The sequence below is a fragment of the Micrococcus sp. IITD107 genome (assembly GCF_041927415.1).
GTDB classification, from domain to species: Bacteria; Actinomycetota; Actinomycetes; order Actinomycetales; family Micrococcaceae; genus Citricoccus; species Citricoccus terreus.
The window spans coordinates 1-18597 of record NZ_JBHFFN010000011.1 but is presented as its reverse complement, the minus strand read 5'-3'; the positions used below and the strand labels follow the sequence as shown (position 1 = coordinate 18597).

Sequence of the window (18597 nt, the reverse complement as noted above, 5' to 3'; positions counted from 1 at the left end):
CAGGTCTCGACATCGACCCCTCTGTGTATACACTGAAGGAGTGCGTGCCAGTGATCGTGCCTACCGGGCCCTGCGTCAGGACATCATCGAAGGACGCCTGTCTCCGGGCACCGTCCTGGGTGAGGTCGAGCAGGCGGAGAGGCTCGGCATCTCCCGCACGCCGCTGCGGGAGGCCCTGAGCCGTCTGGTGTCCGACGGCCTGGCCGAGCCTGCCGGCGGCCGCGGGATGGTGGTCACCGAGGTCTCCTTGGCCGAGGCGGACCAGCTGTTCGACCTGCGCACCGTCCTGGAGGGACTGGCGGCCCGGCGTGCGGCGGAGAACGCCGACCCGGCGACCTTCCGGCGGCTGGCCGACCGGTTCGAGGGCGCGCACCAGCAGCTCGCCGCCGGAGCAGACCCTGACTCCTACTACCGCCTGACCGCCGAGCTGGACGATGCCGTGGATGCGGCCTGCTCCAACGCGTACCTGACCCAGGCACTGCGGGGACTGCGCGTCCACCTGGCCCGCCTGCGCCGGCTCTCCCAGAACGACCCGGCGCGGCTGGCCGCCTCGGCCCAGGAGCACGCCGGGATCGCCCGGGCTCTGGCCTCCGGCAATCCGGAGGTCGCCGCCGCGGCCACCACGCTGCACCTGCACCATGCCCATGACCATCTGACCGGACGCCACCGCGGACCCGGCCAGGACAGTCCCCCGACCGCCAGCCTCACCGACACACCACAGGAGAGAGTCTCATGATCAACCACGACGTCCGCGTCTACCGCTCCGAGGAGAACCTGCAGCGCCCGGACCAGCTGGCCTGGAAGATGGCCGAGGTGGCCACCGACCCCGTGGAGGTGAGCGCCGAGGTCGAGGAGATGGTGATCAACCGCATCATCGACAACGCTTCCGTGGCCGTGGCCTCCCTGAACCGCGCCCCGATCGTCTCCGCTCGCGCTCAGGCCCTGACCCATGCCCCGTCCACCGGTGGGACCGGGGGCACCGTGTTCGGCATCGGCGAGCGCGTCTCCCCCGAGTGGGCCGCGTGGGCCAACGGGGTGGCCGTGCGCGAGCTGGACTACCACGACACCTTCCTGGCCGCGGACTACTCCCACCCCGGAGACAACATCCCGCCGATCCTGGCCGTCGCCCAGCACCGCGGCTCCACCGGTCGGGACCTGGTGCGCGGCATCGCCACCGGTTACGAACTGCAGGTGGACCTGGTGAAGGGCATCTGCCTGCACGCGCACAAGATCGACCATGTGGCGCATTTGGGCCCCTCGGCCGCCGCCGGCATCGGCACCCTGCTGGGGCTGGACACCGAGACCGTGTTCCAGGCCATCGGCCAGGCCCTGCACACCACCACCGCCACCCGTCAGTCCCGCAAGGGCGAGATCTCCACCTGGAAGGCCCATGCCCCGGCCTTCGCTGGGAAGATGGCCGTGGAGGCCGCCGACCGAGCCATGCGCGGCCAGACCTCCCCGGTGCCGATCTATGAGGGCGAGGACGGGTTCATCGCCTGGCTGCTGGACGGACCGGACGCCCACTACGTGGTGCCTCTGCCGGAGGCCGGCGAGCAGAAGCTGGCCATCCTGGACACCTACACCAAGGAGCACTCCGCCGAGTACCAGGCCCAGGCCTGGATCGACCTGGCCCGCAAGCTGAACCGCGAGCGCCCGGAGGTCACCGATCCGAAGAACGTGCGCTCGATCGTCATCCACACCTCGCACCACACGCACTACGTGATCGGCTCCGGGGCCAACGACCCGCAGAAGTACGATCCGCAGGCCTCCCGCGAGACCCTGGACCACTCGATCCCCTACATCTTCACGGTGGCCCTGCAGGACGGCTCCTGGCACCACGTGGACTCCTACGCGCCGGAGCGGGCCGCCCGCCCGGACACGGTGGAGCTGTGGCACAAGGTGACCACCGAGGAGGATGCCGAGTGGACCCGCCGCTACCACTCCCTGGACATCTCGGAGAAGGCGTTCGGCGGACGCGTGGTCATCACCCTGGAGGACGGGACCACCGTCACCGATGAGATCGCTGTGGCCGACGCCCACCCGCTGGGCGCCCGCCCCTTCGCTCGGGAGCAGTACATCCACAAGTTCCGCACCCTGGCCGAGGGCCTGGTCGCCGAGCAGGAGATCGAGCGGTTCCTGGACGCCGCCCAGCGCACCTCCACCCTGGGCGCCGGTGAGCTGGACCAGCTGAACATCGCCGCAGCCGACGGCGTGATCGATCTGAGCGCTGCTCCGGAGGGACTGTTCTGATGCTGTACGCCACCCAGACCGCCGCGCAGAAACGCGTGCGCCTGCGCGAGCTGCTCACCCCGGGGGCGGCCCAGCCCTTCCCCGGGGCGTTCACCCCGCTGACGGCCAAGCTGATCCAGGACAAGGGCTTCCCGGGGGTGTACATCTCTGGTGCCGTGCTGGCCAATGAGCTGGGCCTTCCCGACGTCGGCCTGACCTCCCTGAGTGAGGTCGCCGCCCGCGGCGGTCAGATCGTGCGCATGACGGACCTGCCCTGCCTGATCGATGCCGACACCGGCTTCGGCGAGCCGATGAACGTGGCCCGCACCATCCAGGAGCTCGAGGACGCCGGCCTGGCCGGCTGCCACATCGAGGACCAGTTCAACCCCAAGCGGTGCGGACACCTGGACGGGAAGAACATGGTGGACATCGACACCGCGGTCAAGCGCATCCGCGCCGCGGTGGACGGTCGCCGGGACCCGAACTTCCTGATCATGGCCCGCACGGACCTGCGGGCCGTGGAGGGGCTGGATGCGGCGATCGAGCGGATGCGGACCCTGGTGGAGGCAGGTGCGGACGCTGTGTTCCCGGAGGCGCTGAAGGACCTTTCCGAGTTCGAGGCCGTGTGCCAGGCCATGGAGCCGCTGGGCGTACCGGTGCTGGCGAACATGACTGAGTTCGGCAAGTCCGAGCTGTTCACCCGCGAGCAGCTGGCCGAGGCGGGCGTGGCCATGGTGATCTACCCGGTCACCCTGCTGCGCGCGGCCATGGGCGCTGCTGAGCGGGCGCTGGACACCATCCAGGCCGAGGGGACCCAGCAGTCCCAGGTGGAGCACATGCAGACTCGCGCTCGGCTGTACGAACTGGTGGACTATGAGGCCTACAACCGCTTCGACACCGGCATCTTCAACTTCCAGGTCCCCACCCTGGACATCGACTCCAACCGCGCGAACCTCTGAAGGAGGACCCAGTGACTGAGACTGAGATCAAGAAGGGACTGGCCGGGGTCGTCGTCGACAACACCGCCGTCTCCAAGGTCAACCCGGAGACCAACTCCCTGCTCTACCGCGGCTACCCGGTGCAGGAGCTGGCGGCCACCCAGCCGTTCGAGGCCGTGGCCTACCTGCTCTGGAACGGGGAGCTGCCCACCCAGGGACAGCTGGCCGAGTACACCGCCCACGAACGCTCCCACCGCGCCCTGGATCCGAAGGTGAAGGACACGCTGGACGCGCTGCCCGTGGACTGCCATCCCATGGACTCGGTACGCACGGCGGTGTCCATCCTGGGCGCATCCCACCCGCAGGCTGAGGACTCCTCACCGGAGGCCGAGCTGGAGAAGGCCCGCACCCTGTTCGCCCAGCTGCCGGCCGTGGTGGCCTACGAGCAGCGCCGCCGCACCGCTGGCGGCCCCACCGAGCCGATCGAGCCGCGCGAGGACCTGGACTACTCCCAGAACTTCCTGTGGATGACCTTCGGCGAGGAGGCCGCTCCGGAGGTCGTGGACGCCTTCCGCGTCTCGATGGTGCTCTACGCCGAGCACTCCTTCAACGCCTCCACCTTCACCGCCCGCGTGATCACCTCCACCCTCTCGGATCTGCACTCGGCGGTCACCGGTGCGATCGGCGCCCTGAAGGGGCCGCTGCACGGTGGTGCGAACGAAGCGGTGATGCACACCTTCGACGAGATCGGCATCCGCCCGGACGAGTCGGAGCAGGACGCCAAGGACCGGGCCCAGGCCTGGATGGAGGACGCCCTGGCCCAGAAGAAGAAGGTCATGGGCTTCGGCCACCGCGTCTACAAGCACGGCGACTCCCGGGTGCCGACCATGAAGAAGGCGCTCGACGCGATGATCGAGCACTTCGGCCGCCACGAGATCCTGGGTCTCTACAACGGCCTGGAGCAGGCCATGGACGAGGCCAAGCAGATCAAGCCGAACCTGGACTACCCGGCCGGCCCGACCTACCACCTCATGGGCTTCGACACCGAGCTGTTCACCCCGCTGTTCATCGCCGCACGCGTGACCGGCTGGACCGCCCACGTCATGGAGCAGCGCGCCGCCAACTCCTTGATCCGCCCGCTCTCGGAGTACAACGGCCCTGACGAGCGCCACGTCCCCGACGCCTGACCGTTCCCCCGTGGTACCGGGTCCCCCGGCACCACCACCACATTCCCGACGTCGGCCCCGTCACCGTCTGCACACAAGGTGACGGGGCCGACGTGATGTGAGGTTACGACGTGAGGTGGGTGGTGGAAGCTTCCTCAAGCCAAACCTCGACGTCCTGCGGCGTGGGAAGGGTCTCGAGAAGCTCAGCCCACAGCTGCCACGACGGGCTGGACACCAGGGTGTGCCGGTTCGCACGAAAGGACCGAGGCTCTTCCACATGAACCAGCAGGCCCTGTGGCGAGTCCAGATACCAGGTGCCCGTCTCCTTCAGACCGTCGACCCCACTGAATTGGGCGGCCACCGTCACTTGCCGATAGGTGCCCGTGCGAATGTCATCAGCCAGCTCCGGCCAGGACACTTCCAGGTCGTGCGCGAGAGCGCGACGAGCCGCCTCCCCGTCAGGTGCCTGTGAGTCCTCCAGGGCAAACCCCTGCATGACCTCTCGAGATGGCTTGAGCCGGACGGGCGCACTCGGTTCAGGCCGCGGCCCAAGACCGGTGGCGTCGAGCAGGAAGCGATACAGGCCGCCGGCCCCTTCTAAGTGCAGGCGATAGCCCTGAGGAATCGGCTCTGCCGTCGTCATGCCGTAGTGGCTCCACCACACAAAGCTGGCACGTACCGGGTCGGGGCCCGGTCCGTCCAAGAGCTTGCCGGAGCGAGGACTGTCGGCCACCTCGGAGAGAGTGATGACCGCCATCCCCTGCGCGTCCACCAGGCTGTTGCACAGGTCCTCGTAGCCTGCGCGGGGGCGCCCCTGGTCGATGACAGTGCGGCCGTCTAACGCAATGATGTCCCTGACGGGTTGCGAAGGGTCGCCGTCGAGTGGGCCCAGGGACGCGCCGAGCATCTCAAATGCTTCGGCGCTGAGTTCCAGGGTGTGCTGCTGTGAGGTGGTCATTCTGCCTCCGACCAGACGAAGGATTCAGCCATGGCGCGACCGCCGTCGATCCCCCAGGAGAAGTCGGCAACCGGATAGGTGAAGGTCATGCTGATTTCTCGGTTGTCACCGCGGGCGACCCACTGGGACATCATCACGGGCAGGCCGTTCTCGCCGGTGTAGACCGCCATCCGGTGGACACCGTCACGTTCTGGTGTTCCCCATGGTTCCGGCCCCAAGTGGACGAGTCGGTAATCCGCGAGGGATTCGTCCAGGACGGTATCGAGAGACTGCTGTTCCCTGAGGACTGTGTCGGCTGCGTCCTGGTCTGCGGTGATGGCAGCCATGGTCAGGACCAGGTTCGGTTGGAATCCAGCGGTCCACGGGTCTGGGGTGCTGACAATCAGTACCCCAGCGTCAATACCAGAATCGTCGACGTTCCATCCAGCGGGGACCGAGAAGTTCAGCCCCCACGAGGGCACCGTCACGGTGCCAACGTCCGCATGTAGCTCGTTCATGAGGTCTTGCCCTCCCGTCGTTTTTGGCGGTTCTTCTGTCGATGTTCACGCATCCACCGAGGCGCCCAGGGGGCGGGTAGAGGTACTCCAAGGGTGCCGACGATGCCCAACAGGAGTAGGACGAACAGCCCCACCGTGACGGTGTCGAAGAGAGCTCCTGGCAGCGGGGCTTTGAATCCCGTGGCTGCCTCGCTGATGCCCACCCACAGCAGCAGGAGCGAGAAGGACGGGATGAGATACAGGAAGATGCGGGATCCGAAGCTCCCGTACCAGGAGGGACCCACAATGCGGGCCTGATAGAACCAGCACCACCAGAGTGCACCGATGGCCGCGATAGCAATCAGCAAGCCGGGAACTGCACCCATGTGTGGTGCTCTCCTTCCGTAGTGTTCATCCGTGGCACGGTCCTCGCACGACCCTATCCGAAGAGCTTTTTCCAGACCTTCTTGCCGCCGTCGGCGACGGCATCGGTCACCGCCTGGGTGGCTTTGCCGATCGGTTCCTTGATCTTGTCACCCAGCCACTTTCCGGCCTCGGATCCGGCGACACCTCCGATGATGCCGCCGGCGATTCCGCCGATGACGGTTCCTACGCCGGGCACCACCGAGCCAATGGACGCACCGAGCGCTGCGCCAGCCAAGGCGCCGCCACCGACCGTAACACCCACGGCACCGGTACGGCCCACACGTTCTGCGGTACGCATCTCGGGATGGTTCTGCTGGTCCTGGCTCCACTGATCGGCACCAGATCCGATTCCGGAAATGATCGCGCCCACCGGGCCAGCCACACGGCCAACACGCCCCCAGCGGGCATACCGCCCTGCCTGGTGAGGCTTCGCTTGGTAGTTGCCCGGGTGCGACCGTGCCGCCATGCGTCCCAGGACGGTCGATCCGGGCAGTGAGGCCTTCACATACCGTCCGCCATGGGTCACCGCTCGTGCGTCCCAACCGAACACCCGTTTGACGATGCCGGCTCCCGGCCCTGTCTTGCTCGACCACTGTCCCATACGGGGCATCCAATTCTGGCGCGGGGCGAAGCGACCGGCCCGGTGCTGGGCGATGGTGGCATAGGTCGATACTCCGGTCACTGCATGGTTCACGCCCCATAGGCTCCAGGCCAAGGCCGGATGCACATCGTCGGAAGGTGTCACACCGAATGCATCGAGGAATGTTGCCGGCGTTGAACTCCATCCGGCGACCTCACGTACCTCGCGGGCACCATTCAGGTGCAGTGGGTACGTCAGTCCACGGACTGGATCGTCCGGGGCTGAGATAGCACCGAGCGACGCGGTGCAGGTGTTCTGCGCAGTGTCCTTGGCTTCGGCCAGCGCCCGGCAGCGAGACTGAAGTTCGCTGATGGCCTCTTCTTTGCCGCTGGGGTCATCCGCATACGTGGTTTCCGCAGTGCTCAGAAAGGTGTCAATGTCTGAGACCAGCGTCGATCGGGTCGAGGCAAGAGTTTCCAGATCATCGGCATAGCTGGTGAGTGCCTTCTTCGCCGCGTCGGCTGCGGTGACGAGGTCTGCGGCCAGCTCCTGAGGAGACTGCATCGCCTGATGCACAGTCTGCTCATCGGCTCCGTGATAGCTGGTCTGCAGATTTGACCATGTGTTGGACATGGTCTCCATGGTCGTCTCCACGGCTGAGTACTTCGTCGCCATGGTCGTTGCCGCGGTGCGGATGCTCTCTGGATCGTCGAGGTCGACGACAGTGAATCGGGGATCGCTCACAGCCCCTCCTGGGTCCGGGGATCTTCACGTTCGGCACGGGAGAGCATCTCTTCATCTCCGTCGCGATAGACGGTCAGTGCTTCACCGGTTGCGGAGATGTTGTGTCCTGTCGTGGAGCTCACCACCTCGTCGAATCGGTAGAGCACTTCACCGCGTAGCGACAGTAGTGCGCCAGACACCGCGTCGCTATGCGAGAGCACAGCATCGATGTCGACGGCGGCCTCGTGGCCCCCTTGAAATGCCGAGCGCAGATCGTCGGTTACACCCGAGGCCGATTCAACCGTTGAGTTGGCTGAGTCCAGGTCTAACTCGTACCCCATATCTCCCCTGAATGGTGTCGAAAACAGTGTCTGTGGATCTCACAGCATCAATAACGGGCGTTTTTCGCCTCTACCACCCTAAGGACCTGAACAATCGCAAGGCGAATTCATGGATGGATAGTTCTCCCCATGGCCGGACCTTGACGGGACAGACACGCTCGAAAATTCGGCACCGCAGAGATTCGCAGATCTCTACCGAGCCGCTACGCACAGAGCGCCGGGGCACTCAGTATGCGCGATCAGTCTTCCCGTGGTGCTCAGTCTCGGTCGACCTCCATGGAGTTCAGCAGATCACGCACCTGCTGGTACTCATCAGTCTCGATCATCGCCCGCAGTGCGGCTTCCCTACTCTGCCCGGTCAGCTCCTCGGCCTGAGACAGGGACACGCTGGAACTGATGAAGTTGGCCGCCACAACGCCTTCCATCTCGGGGTCCTGCACCGAGTAGTTCCATGCCGACCAGACGTCCTCATCCTCGGCCAACGGGTCCACCCCCTCCGGGACGCTCACCAGCTGGATCATGATCGCGATCTCATCATCCGGGGTCAGTCCCGGCATGTCCGAGCTAGGCTCCACCATGTAGGCCCGGTACCAGACCGAATCGGTGTTCATTCCGCGGTGGAGCTCGGGCAGTTCCTCGGAGTCCACCAGCTCGACGATACCCGGCTTGGGCCCATCCCCGTCGGTCGGTCCCACGCCGAGGGTGGCGCCGGCCTCGATCGGGTTGGTCTCGGAGGAGAACTTCAGGGTCTCGTAGGGGTACCCGGCGTAGTCCATGCTCTCTTCGGAGTAGTCCGAGGAGACCGCCGACCACCCAGTCGGCAACGTCCAAGAGAAGACCCCGCCCTCGGAGACGTAGGTCTCTCCCCCGGCACCGGGTTCACTGGCGGACTCCGACGGCTCAGCCGTGGCAGACTCGCTCGGCTCAGTGCTCTGGCTCGGTTCGACACTCTCACTGGGACTCTCGCTCGCGCTCGGCGTCGCCGATGCCGATGCGGTCTCACTGACCGACGGCGTCGGGCTGGCACTCTCACTGGCGCTGGAACTCACACTCGCCGTCGGAGTGTCACTAGGGTCAGGATCACCGCCGCCGTTACATGCAGTCAGCACCAGAACGGCTGCGGCGCTGAGGCCCAGCACCGTCTGACGTGCCCGGATGGCTCGTCGACTCCCCGGGGCCGTGGGGCGGACGCGGGCGGTGGGAGTTGCTGATGTTGAGGTATCCATGGGGGCGATCCCACCACGGCCGTCCACCCCTGAAAAGGTTTCACAATCTAACGATCCCGTGACCTGAGACGTTACGTGAACACTACAGTTTCAGCTCAGCGCCCGCGGATGGGCCGCGGCGTAGACCTCTCGGAGGGTGTCTGCGGTGACCAGGGTGTACACCTGGGTGGTGGTGACGGAGGCGTGCCCCAGCAGCTCCTGCACCACGCGCACGTCTGCTCCGCCCTCCAGCAGGTGGGTGGCGAAGGAGTGGCGCAGGGTGTGCGGAGAGACATCGGCCTGGATCCCCGCCCGTTCGGCGGCCTTCTTCAGAATCGTCCACGCCGACTGTCGGGAGAGTCGGCCCCCACGCTGGTTCAGGAACAGGGCCGGCGAACCCGTCCCCTGCCCGGCCAGAGCGGGCCTGCCGCGCACCAGCCAGGCCTCCACCGCGGCGGCCCCGTAGGAGCCCAACGGCACCATCCGCTCCTTGGATCCCTTGCCGAACAGACGCACGACGGCGGGCCCCTCCTCCCCCGTCACCGTCGCCTCCTGCTCGGCCTCGCCGGTGCGCACCGCACCCAGGACGTCGTCCACGTCCAGTCCCACCGCCTCGGAGATGCGTGCACCGGTGGCATAGAGGAACTCCAGCAGCGCCCGGTCACGAAGACCCGCAGGCGTGTCGGTGGGAACGGACTCCAGCAGAGCGGTGATCTGTCCCACCGGCAGTGCCTTGGGCAGCCGTGTTGCGGTGCGAGGTGGGGTGACGTCCTGTGCCGGGTCGGCCTCGGTGAGCCCTTCCAATGCCCAGAACCGGTGCATGCCGCGCACGGCCGCCAGCACCCTGGCCGCGGAGCGCGGGGCCAGCGGATGCCCTCCGTCCTCCCCGGTGCCCAGCGCCTGCAGGAAACCCGTGACATGCTGCCGAGTCGCCTGGTCCGGCGCCTGGACTCCCTGCTGGGCCAGCCAGCCCAGGTAGCGGCTGATGTCCCTGCGGTAGGCCGACAGCGTGTTGGCGGACATGCCCCGTTCCACGGCCAGATGGTCCAGGTACGCCGTGGCGCGGCGCGTCAGCTGCGGATCAGGCTCGCTCACGCGGGTGATCCGTCCACGGCGCATCGGCCGGCCGCAGGGAGCTGAAGCCGGTGGCGGCCTGGACCTGCGCGGCCAGCACGCCCATGCAGATGGAGGGGTTGTGGACACGCCCCTCCAGCACGGCGCTGACCACCTCATCCAGCGGGACCCAGGCCAGGGGCATCCCGGCCTCTTCGCCCTCACGTGCGTGACGTTCCTGCTCCGGCACCGGGGTCAGGTCCCGGGCCAGGTAGATCCGAATGCCCTCTGAGGAGGAGCCCGGCGTGGTGAAGAAGTCCACCAGGACCTCCCACTGCGCCGCGACCAGGTCCGCCTCCTCTGCGAGCTCGCGCTGCGCGGCCTCCAGCATCGGCTCACCGTCCACGTCCAGCAACCCGGCTGGGATCTCCCACAGCTCCTGCCCCACGGGGTGACGGTACTGCCGAATCACGCAGACCCGTTGGGCCTGATCCAGGGCCACCACGGCCACCGCTCCAGGGTGGCGGATGTACTCCCGCCGCAGCACCGGGGTGTCCGGGGCCATCCGAAACGCATCCCGGGTGACGTCCCAGACCATGCCGTCGAAGACGGTCTCGCGCCCCTCCACCTCCCGTGAGGTGGGCACATCGGCCAGGGGTCCGTCGTCGTGAACCTGGTAGCTGGTCATGATGCTGCCGCTCAGCCGGAGACCCGCGTGCGCTGATGCTCCAGCCCGGCGGCCACCAGGCCGGCGAACAGCGGATGGGGGCGCGTGGGTCGGGACTTGAACTCCGGGTGGGCCTGCGTGGAGACGTAGTACGGGTGCTGCTCCCGCGGCAGTTCGACGAACTCCACCAGGGTCCCGTCCGGTGAGGTGCCGGAGAAGACCAGTCCGGCCGCCTCCAGCTGGGGGCGGTACTGGTTGTTGACCTCGTAGCGGTGCCGGTGCCGCTCGGTGACCTCGGTGCTCCCATAGGCCTCGGCCACGACGCTTCCGGCGGTCAGCGCCGCAGGGTACGAGCCCAGGCGCATGGTGCCGCCCAGATCGCCGGCGCCGGCCACGATCTCCTTCTGCTCGGCCATCGTGGCGATCACCGGGTGGGCGGTGTCCGGGTCGAACTCGGTGGAGCCGGCCTCGGCCAGCCCGGCCACGTTGCGGGCGTACTCCATCACCATGCACTGCAGTCCCAGGCACAGGCCCAGGGTGGGGATGCCGTTCTCACGGGCATGGCGCAGGGCCCCGAGCTTGCCCTCCAGCCCGCGCACGCCGAACCCGCCGGGCACGCAGATCGCATCCACACCGGTCAGGGCCTGAGCGGCGCCCTCCGGGGTGGAACAGTCATCGGAGGGGACCCAACGGATGACCACGCGGGCGCGGTGGGCGAACCCGCCGGCGCGCAGGGCCTCCGTGACGGAGAGGTAGGCGTCCGGAAGGTCGATGTACTTGCCCACCAGGGCGATCTCCAGCTGGTGTTCGGGCTGGTGGACGGCCTCCAGCAGTCCCTCCCACACACTCCAGTCCACGTCCTTGAACTTCAGGTCCAGGGACTGCACCACGTAGGCGTCCAGTCCCTGGGCGTGGATGGTCTGGGGGATGTCGTAGATGGACGGGGCGTCAGCACAGTTGATGACCGCGTCCGTGTCCACATCGCACATCCGGGCGATCTTGTCCCGCACGTCCTGCGGGACCTGACGGTCCGACCGGATCACGATCGCATCGGGCTGGATGCCGATCGAGCGCAGCATGGCCACCGAGTGCTGGGTCGGCTTGGTCTTGAGCTCGTGGGAGGGCCCGATGTAGGGGACCAGGGAGACGTGCAGGAAGAACACGTTGTCCCGTCCGATGTCCTGCCGGACCTGGCGGGCGGCCTCCAGGAAGGGCTGGGACTCGATGTCGCCGACGGTTCCGCCGATCTCGGTGATGATCACGTCAGGGGCCTGCTCGGCACCGGCTGGCAGGCGCATCCGCCGCTTGATCTCATCGGTGATGTGCGGGATGACCTGGACGGTGTCCCCCAGGTAGTCGCCGCGACGCTCCCGTTCGATCACGGAGGAGTACACCTGTCCGGTGGTGACGTTGTTCATCCCATCCAGGTCCTCGTCCAGGAAGCGCTCGTAGTGCCCAATGTCCAGGTCCGTCTCGGCACCGTCCTCGGTCACGAACACCTCGCCGTGCTGGAAGGGGTTCATGGTGCCCGGATCCACGTTCAGGTAGGGATCGAGCTTCTGCATGGTGACAGAGAGACCTCTGGCCCTCAGCAGATGTCCCAGCGAGGAGGCCGTGAGCCCCTTGCCGAGAGAGGAGGCGACGCCGCCGGTCACGAAGATGTGCCGGGTCGCGTGGGGGGTCTTCTGGAATCTCGATGTAGGTTGCACCACGGAATTCGATCATATCACCGTGGATCAGACCACACTGTGCTCCAGCAGCTCCCGGGCGTGGTCGCGGGCCGTCTCCGACCCGGCGTGTCCGGCCAGCATCCGGGCCAGCTCCTCCACCCGGTCCTCGCCGGTCAGGTGCAGCACCCCGGAGGTGGTCACCCCGGCGTCCGCGTCCGAGGCCTTGGTGACCCGCAGGTGCCGATCTGCGAACGCGGCGACCTGGGGCAGGTGAGTCACCACGATCACCTGCACATGCTGGGCCAGCCGAGCCAGGCGTCGTCCGATCTGCACGGCGGCCTCACCGCCGACGCCGGCATCCACCTCGTCGAACACGAAGGTGGGAACGGGGTCGGTCTCAGCCAATACGACCTCCAGGGCCAGCATCACTCGGGAGAGCTCACCGCCAGAGGCCCCCTTGCCCAACGGGCGCGGATCCGATCCGGCGTGAGGCTGCAGCAGCAGGGCGATCTCATCGGCACCGTGCGGTCCGCACTCGGAAACCGGCTGGACACGGGCGTGGAAGGTGGCGTCCGGCATGGAGAGGGCGTGCAGCTCCTCGGTGACGGCGCCGGAGAGCCGTTCAGCCGCGGCGGCACGCAGGGCCGAGAGTTCGTCGGCACCGGCCCGGACCTGTTCCTGGAGCCGTTCGACCTCCACGGTCAACTCTTCGATCCGGCTGGTGTCCCCCTGCAGCTCCTCCAGGCGCGGACGGTGCTGCTCCGCCCAGTCCAACACGTCCTGCAACTCCGGGCCGTACAGGCGCATGAGCCGGTTCAGCTCCGCCAGGCGAGACTGTGCGGTGTCCAGGGCAGACGCGGCGTCATCGTCCAGACGCGCGGCGAACCCGGCGAGTTCGGCGGAGATGTCGGCCAGGATGATCCCGGCCTCGGCCAGCCGCCCGGCCAGGGCCATCAGCTCGGGATCGTCCCCGGGAGCCTGCAGCAGCAGCTGACGGGCCTGCTCCACCAGGACCTCTGCGGCCGGGGTGTCGAAGGTGTCTGCCGCATCAGCTCCGGAGAGGTGTGCATGGGCGCCGCCGCTGGCCGCACGCAGCTCCTCCACGTTCTCCAGGCGCTGGATCAGAGCGCGCACCTGCTCGTCCTCCCCAGCCTGGACCTCAGCGACGTCGATCTCCTCGAGCGCCCGCTGCAGGTTCTCGGCCTCCCGGGCTCGGTCCTGCTCGTGGGCCGTGATCTCCTCCAGCTCCGACCTCGCGTCCTGCCATGACTGGAAGTCCTGCCGGTACCGGTCCATCACGGCGGCCAGCGGCGCCCCGGCGAAGGCGTCCACCGCATGCCGCTGGGCTGCGGGCGACTTCAGGCGCAGCTGGTCGGTCTGCCCGTGCACGGCCACCAGGTGCTCGCCCAGATCGGACAGCAGCGCCACGGGAACCCCGCGCCCACCAGCCGAAGCACGTGAGCGCGAGGACGAGCCTGCCGCACCCACCGTGCGTGAGACCACCAAGGCGACCTTCTGCTCGTCGGTGGCGGGGCCGTCGTCGGGCTCGGTGTCCAGGACGGCGCCGGCGTCCTCGGCCAGGGGAATTGCACCGTTGTCCGGGGACACGGCAAAGCCGGCCTCCACCACGGCATGCGGGTCTCCGTGCCGCACGGCCCCGGCGTCGGCACGGGCGCCCAACAGCAGGTTCATGGCCGTGACCACCATGGTCTTGCCCGCTCCGGTCTCACCGGTGACCACCGTGAAGCCGGGGTCCAGGTCCACGGACGCCTCGGCGATCACCCCGAGCCCGGTGATGGAGAGGTACTCGATCATGACCGGTCCTGCCTGGTTCCGGCGGACCCGGTGTCCTCCCGGGTGACGACGGGCAGTGCACGGGTGGCCGGCGGCACCACGCCAGGGCGCGGGGCCAGATGGTGAGGTTCGACGACGGCCACACCGGCGGATGCCCCGGCCTCCTGGGCCTGGAGGGCCTCCTGCAGACGGGCCTGCTGCCGGGCGGCTTCCCGGGCGTCGGCTTCGGCACGGTCCGTGGCCGAGACCGGTCCACGCCAGCCCTCGGTGGGCAGGTCGAACTTGCGCACCAGCCGCTCGGTGAACGGGGTCAGGGAGAGCCGGGCCAGCCGGACGGGCGTGGGCGACTGCGTCACCTGCACCCGGGCCCCTGGCGGGAGGTCCACGGTGCGTCGGCCGTCACACCAGAGCACGCCGGGCTCGTTGGTGCGCGGTAGCACCTCCACCGAGAGCACGCTGCGCGGGGACACCACCAGCGGTCGGGAGAACAGGGCGTGCGCACTGATGGGGACCATGAGCAGGGCCTGCACGTCCGGCCAAACCACGGGGCCGCCGGCAGAGAACGCGTAGGCGGTGGAGCCGGTGGGCGTGGCCATGACCACGCCGTCACAGCCGAAGGAGGAGATCGGTCGACCGTCCACCGAGGTGACGACCTCCAGCATGCGCTCCCGGTTGGATTTCTCCACCGAGGCCTCGTTCAGCGCCCAGGTCTGGGCCACCAGGGCATCCTCGGCGAAGACCTTGACGTCGATCGCCAGGCGCTCTTCCACGGAGTAGTCCTGATCGGCGATCGCCTGCACGGTGCGGTGCAGGTCCGTGCGTTCGGACTCGGCCAGGAAACCGACGTGGCCCAGGTTCACAGCCAGCAGCGGGACGGTGGTCTCCCGGACCAGTTCGGCCGCCCGCAGCACCGAGCCGTCTCCGCCCAGCACCACGCCCAGGTCGACGTCCTCGAGCTCGCAGTCGGTCCCCAGTGTCTGGGCGATCATCCCCTCATGGGCCACATCACCGGCGGCCACCACAGCCTCGAGGGACTCGACATCACTGGCCAGCATGACCGGGGTCAGCCCTGCCTGCTGCAGCATCACGCTCGTGGTGAGCGCTGCCCGAATGGCGTCGGCCCGGCCGGTGTGGGCGAGCACAAGGATCCGACGTGGCATGGTGGCGGTGGTCCGTCCGTTGGGGGAAGTCATCCTGTCCAGGATAGCCACGGCCACGGACACGCTCAGGCCCAGTCCACAGTCTGTCTGTCCACCCAGTCCTCCGCATCTGCGGCGGGGGTCGGCCGCATCGGACTGCGCAGCCACAGGAAGAACTCCACGTTGCCGTCCTGTCCGGGCAGCGGGGACCGGGCCAGGCCATGCGGTTCCAGACCGGCCTGCACCGCGGAGTCCACCACGCCGACCACCGCGGTGCGACGCTGTGCGGCCTCGCGCACCACGCCGCCCTTGGGCAGGGCGGTCCGGCCGACCTCGAACTGCGGTTTGACCATCAGCACCAGGTCGGCACCGGGCCGGCACATGCCCGCCAACGGCTCCATGACCAGTCGCAGAGAGATGAAGGACAGGTCCGAGACCACCACATCCACCGGTCCGCCCACCAGGTCAGGGGTGATGTCGCGGATGTTCAGTCCCTCATGGACCTGCACACGAGGGTCGTCTCGCAGCCGCGGCACCAGCTGGTCGTGCCCCACGTCCACCGCCACCACGGACGCAGCACCGGAGCGCAGCAGCACATCGGTGAAGCCTCCGGTGGAGGCCCCTGCGTCCAGGCATCTCTTCCCCTCCGTCCCGACGACGGAGAAGACCTCCAGCGCACCGGCCAGCTTGTGTCCGGCGCGGGACGCATAACGAGGGCCGGTCTCAGCCAGCTCCAGACGGTCGGATCCGAGGACCTTCTGCGCCGCCTTCTGAGCGGTTCGTCCGTTGACCAGCACCGATCCTCCGGCGATCAGGGTGGCGGCATCCGTCCGGGAGCGAGCCAGCCCTCGGCGTGTCAGCTCGACGTCCAATCGGGAACCAGACGCTGTCACGGCTGTCCTGGCAGACGCGGCTGGTCTCTGGTCAAGCCGGTCAGCTCGTCCAGGGCGTCGCGGAATGCACTGAGCTCGTCCTCGGGTGCGGATCGATCCTGGGACCAGAGCCGGTGCAGCACCGCGTCGGCATCGGGGTCGCCGGTGTCCAAGGGCGGCAGCTGTGGATCCTCGTGCCCCAGATCCAGTCTCTCGGTCTCATCAGACGCACCGGGGTGACGAGGGTGGTCGCTCATGACCGTTCCCCGAGCAGCTCATCCAGCGACTGCACGATCACCTGGGGGCGCTGGTCCTGAGGTGCCGCTGCAGCGCTCTCTCTGGAGTCGACGCCGGTCAGCACCAGGGCAGTGGTGAATCCAGCCCTGTTCCCGCCCAGGATGTCCGTGTCCAACCGGTCTCCCACCACCAGGGGCCGCTGTGCCCCGAGCTGTTCGGCAGCCCACTGGAACAGCAGGGGCTGCGGCTTTCCTGCGGCGGGGGGAATCACGCCGGTGGCCTGCGAGACGGCCTGGACCAGGGAGCCGTTGCCGGGCGCTATCCCCTCGGCGCGAGGAATGGTCAGGTCGGTGTTCGTCGCCACCCAGACTGCACCTGCCTGGATCGCGTAGGCAGCCTGAGCCAGATCGGCCCAGCCCACGGACGGATCGAACCCCTGGATGACCGCTGCAGGCTGCTCGTCGGCCCTGCTGACCACCCGGAACCCGGCTTCGCTGACCAGACCCCGCAGGTAGTCCGAACCGATCACCAGGACAGCGCTGCCCGGTGGGAGCTCCATGCCCTGCAGCAGGCGAACACCAGCTGCCGCAGCACCGAAGATCTGCTCGGCTGTGGCCGTGATGCCCAGGTCGGCCAGATGCTCGGCGACGCTCTGCGGGGACCGTGACGCATTGTTCGTCACGAAGGCCACCGGCACACCGCGTTCCGTCAGCTCATGGAGTGTCTCGACCGCGCCGGTGATCGCACCGGCACCGGCATAGACGACGCCGTCCAGATCGCACAGGAGAGCATCGTGACCGGAGAAGAAGCTCGCCTCCACTGCTCAGTCCCTCGTGGTCCGGCGGCTCTCCGGACGGCGGTCCCGGTCTGCACCCCTGCCGTGATCTCGAGCGCCCCGACCTGGGGGCACCACATCCTTGGCACGAGGCCGGCGGGTCTCTGCCTCATCGTCCAGGCCGAAGTCGATGATCTCGGGCTCTTCGAATGCGCCGACTCCCAGGGCCTCCTCGGCCACCGCGGCCCTCCGGTTCCACAGCTTCGCCTCATCGTCTCGCCCGGCAGCCTCCAGCGCATCGGCATAGGCGTGGAAGAGCCGCGGGCTGTACGAGAATCCGCGGCGGGGATTCAACTCCGGGATCTCCAGAGCCGCTACTGCCTTCTCCGGATGCCCCAGGTCCTGGTGAATGCCGGAGATCACCATGGCCAACTCCACCCGAATCGGCTTCTCCAGCGAGCTGGGGTCCACCTCGGCGGCCAGCTCCAAGGCCTTCTGATGGCGGCCGAGGGCACGCTCACTGTCCACCATGAGCGGCAGATGGGTGTTGTCCCCGGTGATCCGACGATAGGTGCGGAACTCTCGCAGCGCCTCGGCATATTCCCCGGCGGCGTAGGCGGTGATCCCCACGGCTTCGCGCACACACCCCAGCCGGCCGCCACGGCGGCTCGCGGCCAGGGCGTGCTCGAACGCCAGCTCAGGGTCGATGTCCAACAGCCGCCCCGCCATCACCAGGTGACGAGCGACCCAAGGGCGATTGCGCTCATCCAGTGACTCCAGCTCTCGCGTGGTCCCCCGGTGCAGCTCCTTGCCGGTGACATCCTCATGGATCTCCGGGGACTTGGCCCGGTCTGGGCGATTGGCGCTGCGAAGATCACTGGGGTTGTGCGTGCGCTCACGCGGCGCACGCTCTTCCCCGTCGCCGCCACGGGGACGCTCACCGAACGAACCACGGGACCCGCGCTGACCACGGCCCTCGTTGCGACCTGCGCTCCTGCCAGTGCGCTCCCCCGCACCGCTGCGCCCAGCAGAGCGGCCCTCGCCTCGCGTCCACTCCCGGTCGCCTCGTCCGCCGTCGGTCCCCCGTGCCGGGGCTCCCTGCCGGCGCCCCTTCGCTGAACCCGACGCGCCTCCCTGGGAATCTCGACCTCGGTGCTGCCCGCTGCGTCGCGCGGGGCGATCCTGGCTGGAAGCGGAGCGATCGAATCGATCAGTCATGGCACTCTGTTCCTCTGTCGCTGGGCGTCGTCTGTGCTGCTGCCCCGGGGTGTCCGGTGCGCCACAGAGCGTCCCAAGACTACCGGACCGGCCCGCGGACAGTCCTCCGGGCTGATCCGGGTGTACGTGG

19 protein-coding genes are annotated in these 18597 nt (G+C 68.1%); 4 read left to right on the top strand and 15 right to left on the bottom strand.

Translation table 11 applies throughout. The annotated features are described in order from the left end of the window. Positions 1-40 precede the first annotated feature (40 nt). The 4 genes from ACEXHE_RS13055 to ACEXHE_RS13040 are packed head-to-tail and all read left to right on the top strand — an operon-like array spanning position 41 to position 4354. Entirely contained in the window at positions 41-736 is a 696-nt protein-coding gene (locus ACEXHE_RS13055) for a GntR family transcriptional regulator (RefSeq protein WP_091696604.1), read from the top strand. Beyond that, entirely contained in the window at positions 733-2250 is a 1518-nt protein-coding gene (locus ACEXHE_RS13050; protein WP_374786123.1) for an MmgE/PrpD family protein, read from the top strand. Before ACEXHE_RS13055 ends, ACEXHE_RS13050 begins: the two co-directional genes overlap by 4 nt. After that, the gene (gene prpB / locus ACEXHE_RS13045; protein ID WP_374786122.1) at positions 2250-3188 is read left to right on the top strand and encodes a methylisocitrate lyase; all 939 of its coding nucleotides are present in this window, start codon (positions 2250-2252) and stop codon (positions 3186-3188) included. Before ACEXHE_RS13050 ends, prpB begins: the two co-directional genes overlap by 1 nt. Positions 3189-3199: 11 nt before the next feature. After that, on the top strand, positions 3200-4354 hold the full coding sequence (locus tag ACEXHE_RS13040; RefSeq protein WP_374786121.1) for a bifunctional 2-methylcitrate synthase/citrate synthase: 1155 nt from the start codon (positions 3200-3202) through the stop codon (positions 4352-4354). 103 nt (positions 4355-4457) lie between these two features. Here the strand turns inward: ACEXHE_RS13040 and ACEXHE_RS13035 are convergent, their stop codons facing one another. From ACEXHE_RS13035 to ACEXHE_RS12965, 15 genes are all read right to left on the bottom strand, one after another. Then, positions 4458-5291 carry a hypothetical protein gene (locus ACEXHE_RS13035; RefSeq protein WP_374786120.1) on the bottom strand — a complete coding sequence of 278 codons (834 nt, stop codon included), beginning with the start codon at positions 5289-5291 and terminating at the stop codon, positions 4458-4460. Beyond that, positions 5288-5788 carry a hypothetical protein gene (locus ACEXHE_RS13030; RefSeq protein ID WP_374786119.1) on the bottom strand — a complete coding sequence of 167 codons (501 nt, stop codon included), beginning with the start codon at positions 5786-5788 and terminating at the stop codon, positions 5288-5290. The genes ACEXHE_RS13035 and ACEXHE_RS13030 overlap by 4 nt, the downstream gene beginning before the upstream one ends. Next, positions 5785-6153 carry a hypothetical protein gene (locus ACEXHE_RS13025; protein ID WP_374786118.1) on the bottom strand — a complete coding sequence of 123 codons (369 nt, stop codon included), beginning with the start codon at positions 6151-6153 and terminating at the stop codon, positions 5785-5787. Before ACEXHE_RS13025 ends, ACEXHE_RS13030 begins: the two co-directional genes overlap by 4 nt. A 53-nt stretch (positions 6154-6206) precedes the next feature. After that, complete coding sequence (locus tag ACEXHE_RS13020; protein WP_091696622.1) at positions 6207-7517, bottom strand: WXG100 family type VII secretion target; 1311 nt, start codon at positions 7515-7517, stop codon at positions 6207-6209. Further along, positions 7514-7837 carry a hypothetical protein gene (locus tag ACEXHE_RS13015; RefSeq protein ID WP_143109442.1) on the bottom strand — a complete coding sequence of 108 codons (324 nt, stop codon included), beginning with the start codon at positions 7835-7837 and terminating at the stop codon, positions 7514-7516. The genes ACEXHE_RS13020 and ACEXHE_RS13015 overlap by 4 nt, the downstream gene beginning before the upstream one ends. A gap of 257 nt (positions 7838-8094) precedes the next feature. Next, the gene (locus tag ACEXHE_RS13010; protein WP_374786117.1) at positions 8095-8661 is read right to left on the bottom strand and encodes a hypothetical protein; all 567 of its coding nucleotides are present in this window, start codon (positions 8659-8661) and stop codon (positions 8095-8097) included. 492 nt (positions 8662-9153) lie between these two features. Beyond that, the gene (gene xerD, locus ACEXHE_RS13005) at positions 9154-10161 is read right to left on the bottom strand and encodes a site-specific tyrosine recombinase XerD (protein WP_091696626.1); all 1008 of its coding nucleotides are present in this window, start codon (positions 10159-10161) and stop codon (positions 9154-9156) included. After that, positions 10124-10783, bottom strand: coding sequence for an NUDIX domain-containing protein (locus tag ACEXHE_RS13000; RefSeq protein WP_374786116.1), 660 nt, complete (start codon positions 10781-10783; stop codon positions 10124-10126). The genes xerD and ACEXHE_RS13000 overlap by 38 nt, the downstream gene beginning before the upstream one ends. An 11-nt stretch (positions 10784-10794) precedes the next feature. After that, complete coding sequence (locus tag ACEXHE_RS12995) at positions 10795-12474, bottom strand: CTP synthase (RefSeq protein ID WP_374786115.1); 1680 nt, start codon at positions 12472-12474, stop codon at positions 10795-10797. A gap of 24 nt (positions 12475-12498) precedes the next feature. Continuing rightward, positions 12499-14247, bottom strand: a complete 1749-nt coding sequence (recN, locus tag ACEXHE_RS12990; RefSeq protein ID WP_285179629.1) for a DNA repair protein RecN — start codon at positions 14245-14247, stop codon at positions 12499-12501. Then, positions 14244-15419, bottom strand: a complete 1176-nt coding sequence (locus ACEXHE_RS12985; RefSeq protein WP_374786114.1) for an NAD kinase — start codon at positions 15417-15419, stop codon at positions 14244-14246. Before ACEXHE_RS12985 ends, recN begins: the two co-directional genes overlap by 4 nt. 32 nt (positions 15420-15451) lie before the next feature. Continuing rightward, positions 15452-16258, bottom strand: coding sequence for a TlyA family RNA methyltransferase (locus tag ACEXHE_RS12980; RefSeq protein WP_374786113.1), 807 nt, complete (start codon positions 16256-16258; stop codon positions 15452-15454). After that, positions 16255-16494 (bottom strand): hypothetical protein, encoded by a 240-nt coding sequence (locus ACEXHE_RS12975; protein ID WP_374786112.1) that lies wholly within the window; start codon positions 16492-16494, stop codon positions 16255-16257. Before ACEXHE_RS12975 ends, ACEXHE_RS12980 begins: the two co-directional genes overlap by 4 nt. Further along, the gene (locus tag ACEXHE_RS12970; RefSeq protein WP_374786111.1) at positions 16491-17294 is read right to left on the bottom strand and encodes an HAD-IIA family hydrolase; all 804 of its coding nucleotides are present in this window, start codon (positions 17292-17294) and stop codon (positions 16491-16493) included. The genes ACEXHE_RS12975 and ACEXHE_RS12970 overlap by 4 nt, the downstream gene beginning before the upstream one ends. A 3-nt stretch (positions 17295-17297) precedes the next feature. Then, positions 17298-18467: a hypothetical protein gene (locus ACEXHE_RS12965; RefSeq protein ID WP_374786110.1), complete on the bottom strand. Its 1170-nt coding sequence runs from the start codon at positions 18465-18467 to the stop codon at positions 17298-17300. Positions 18468-18597: the final 130 nt, after the last annotated feature.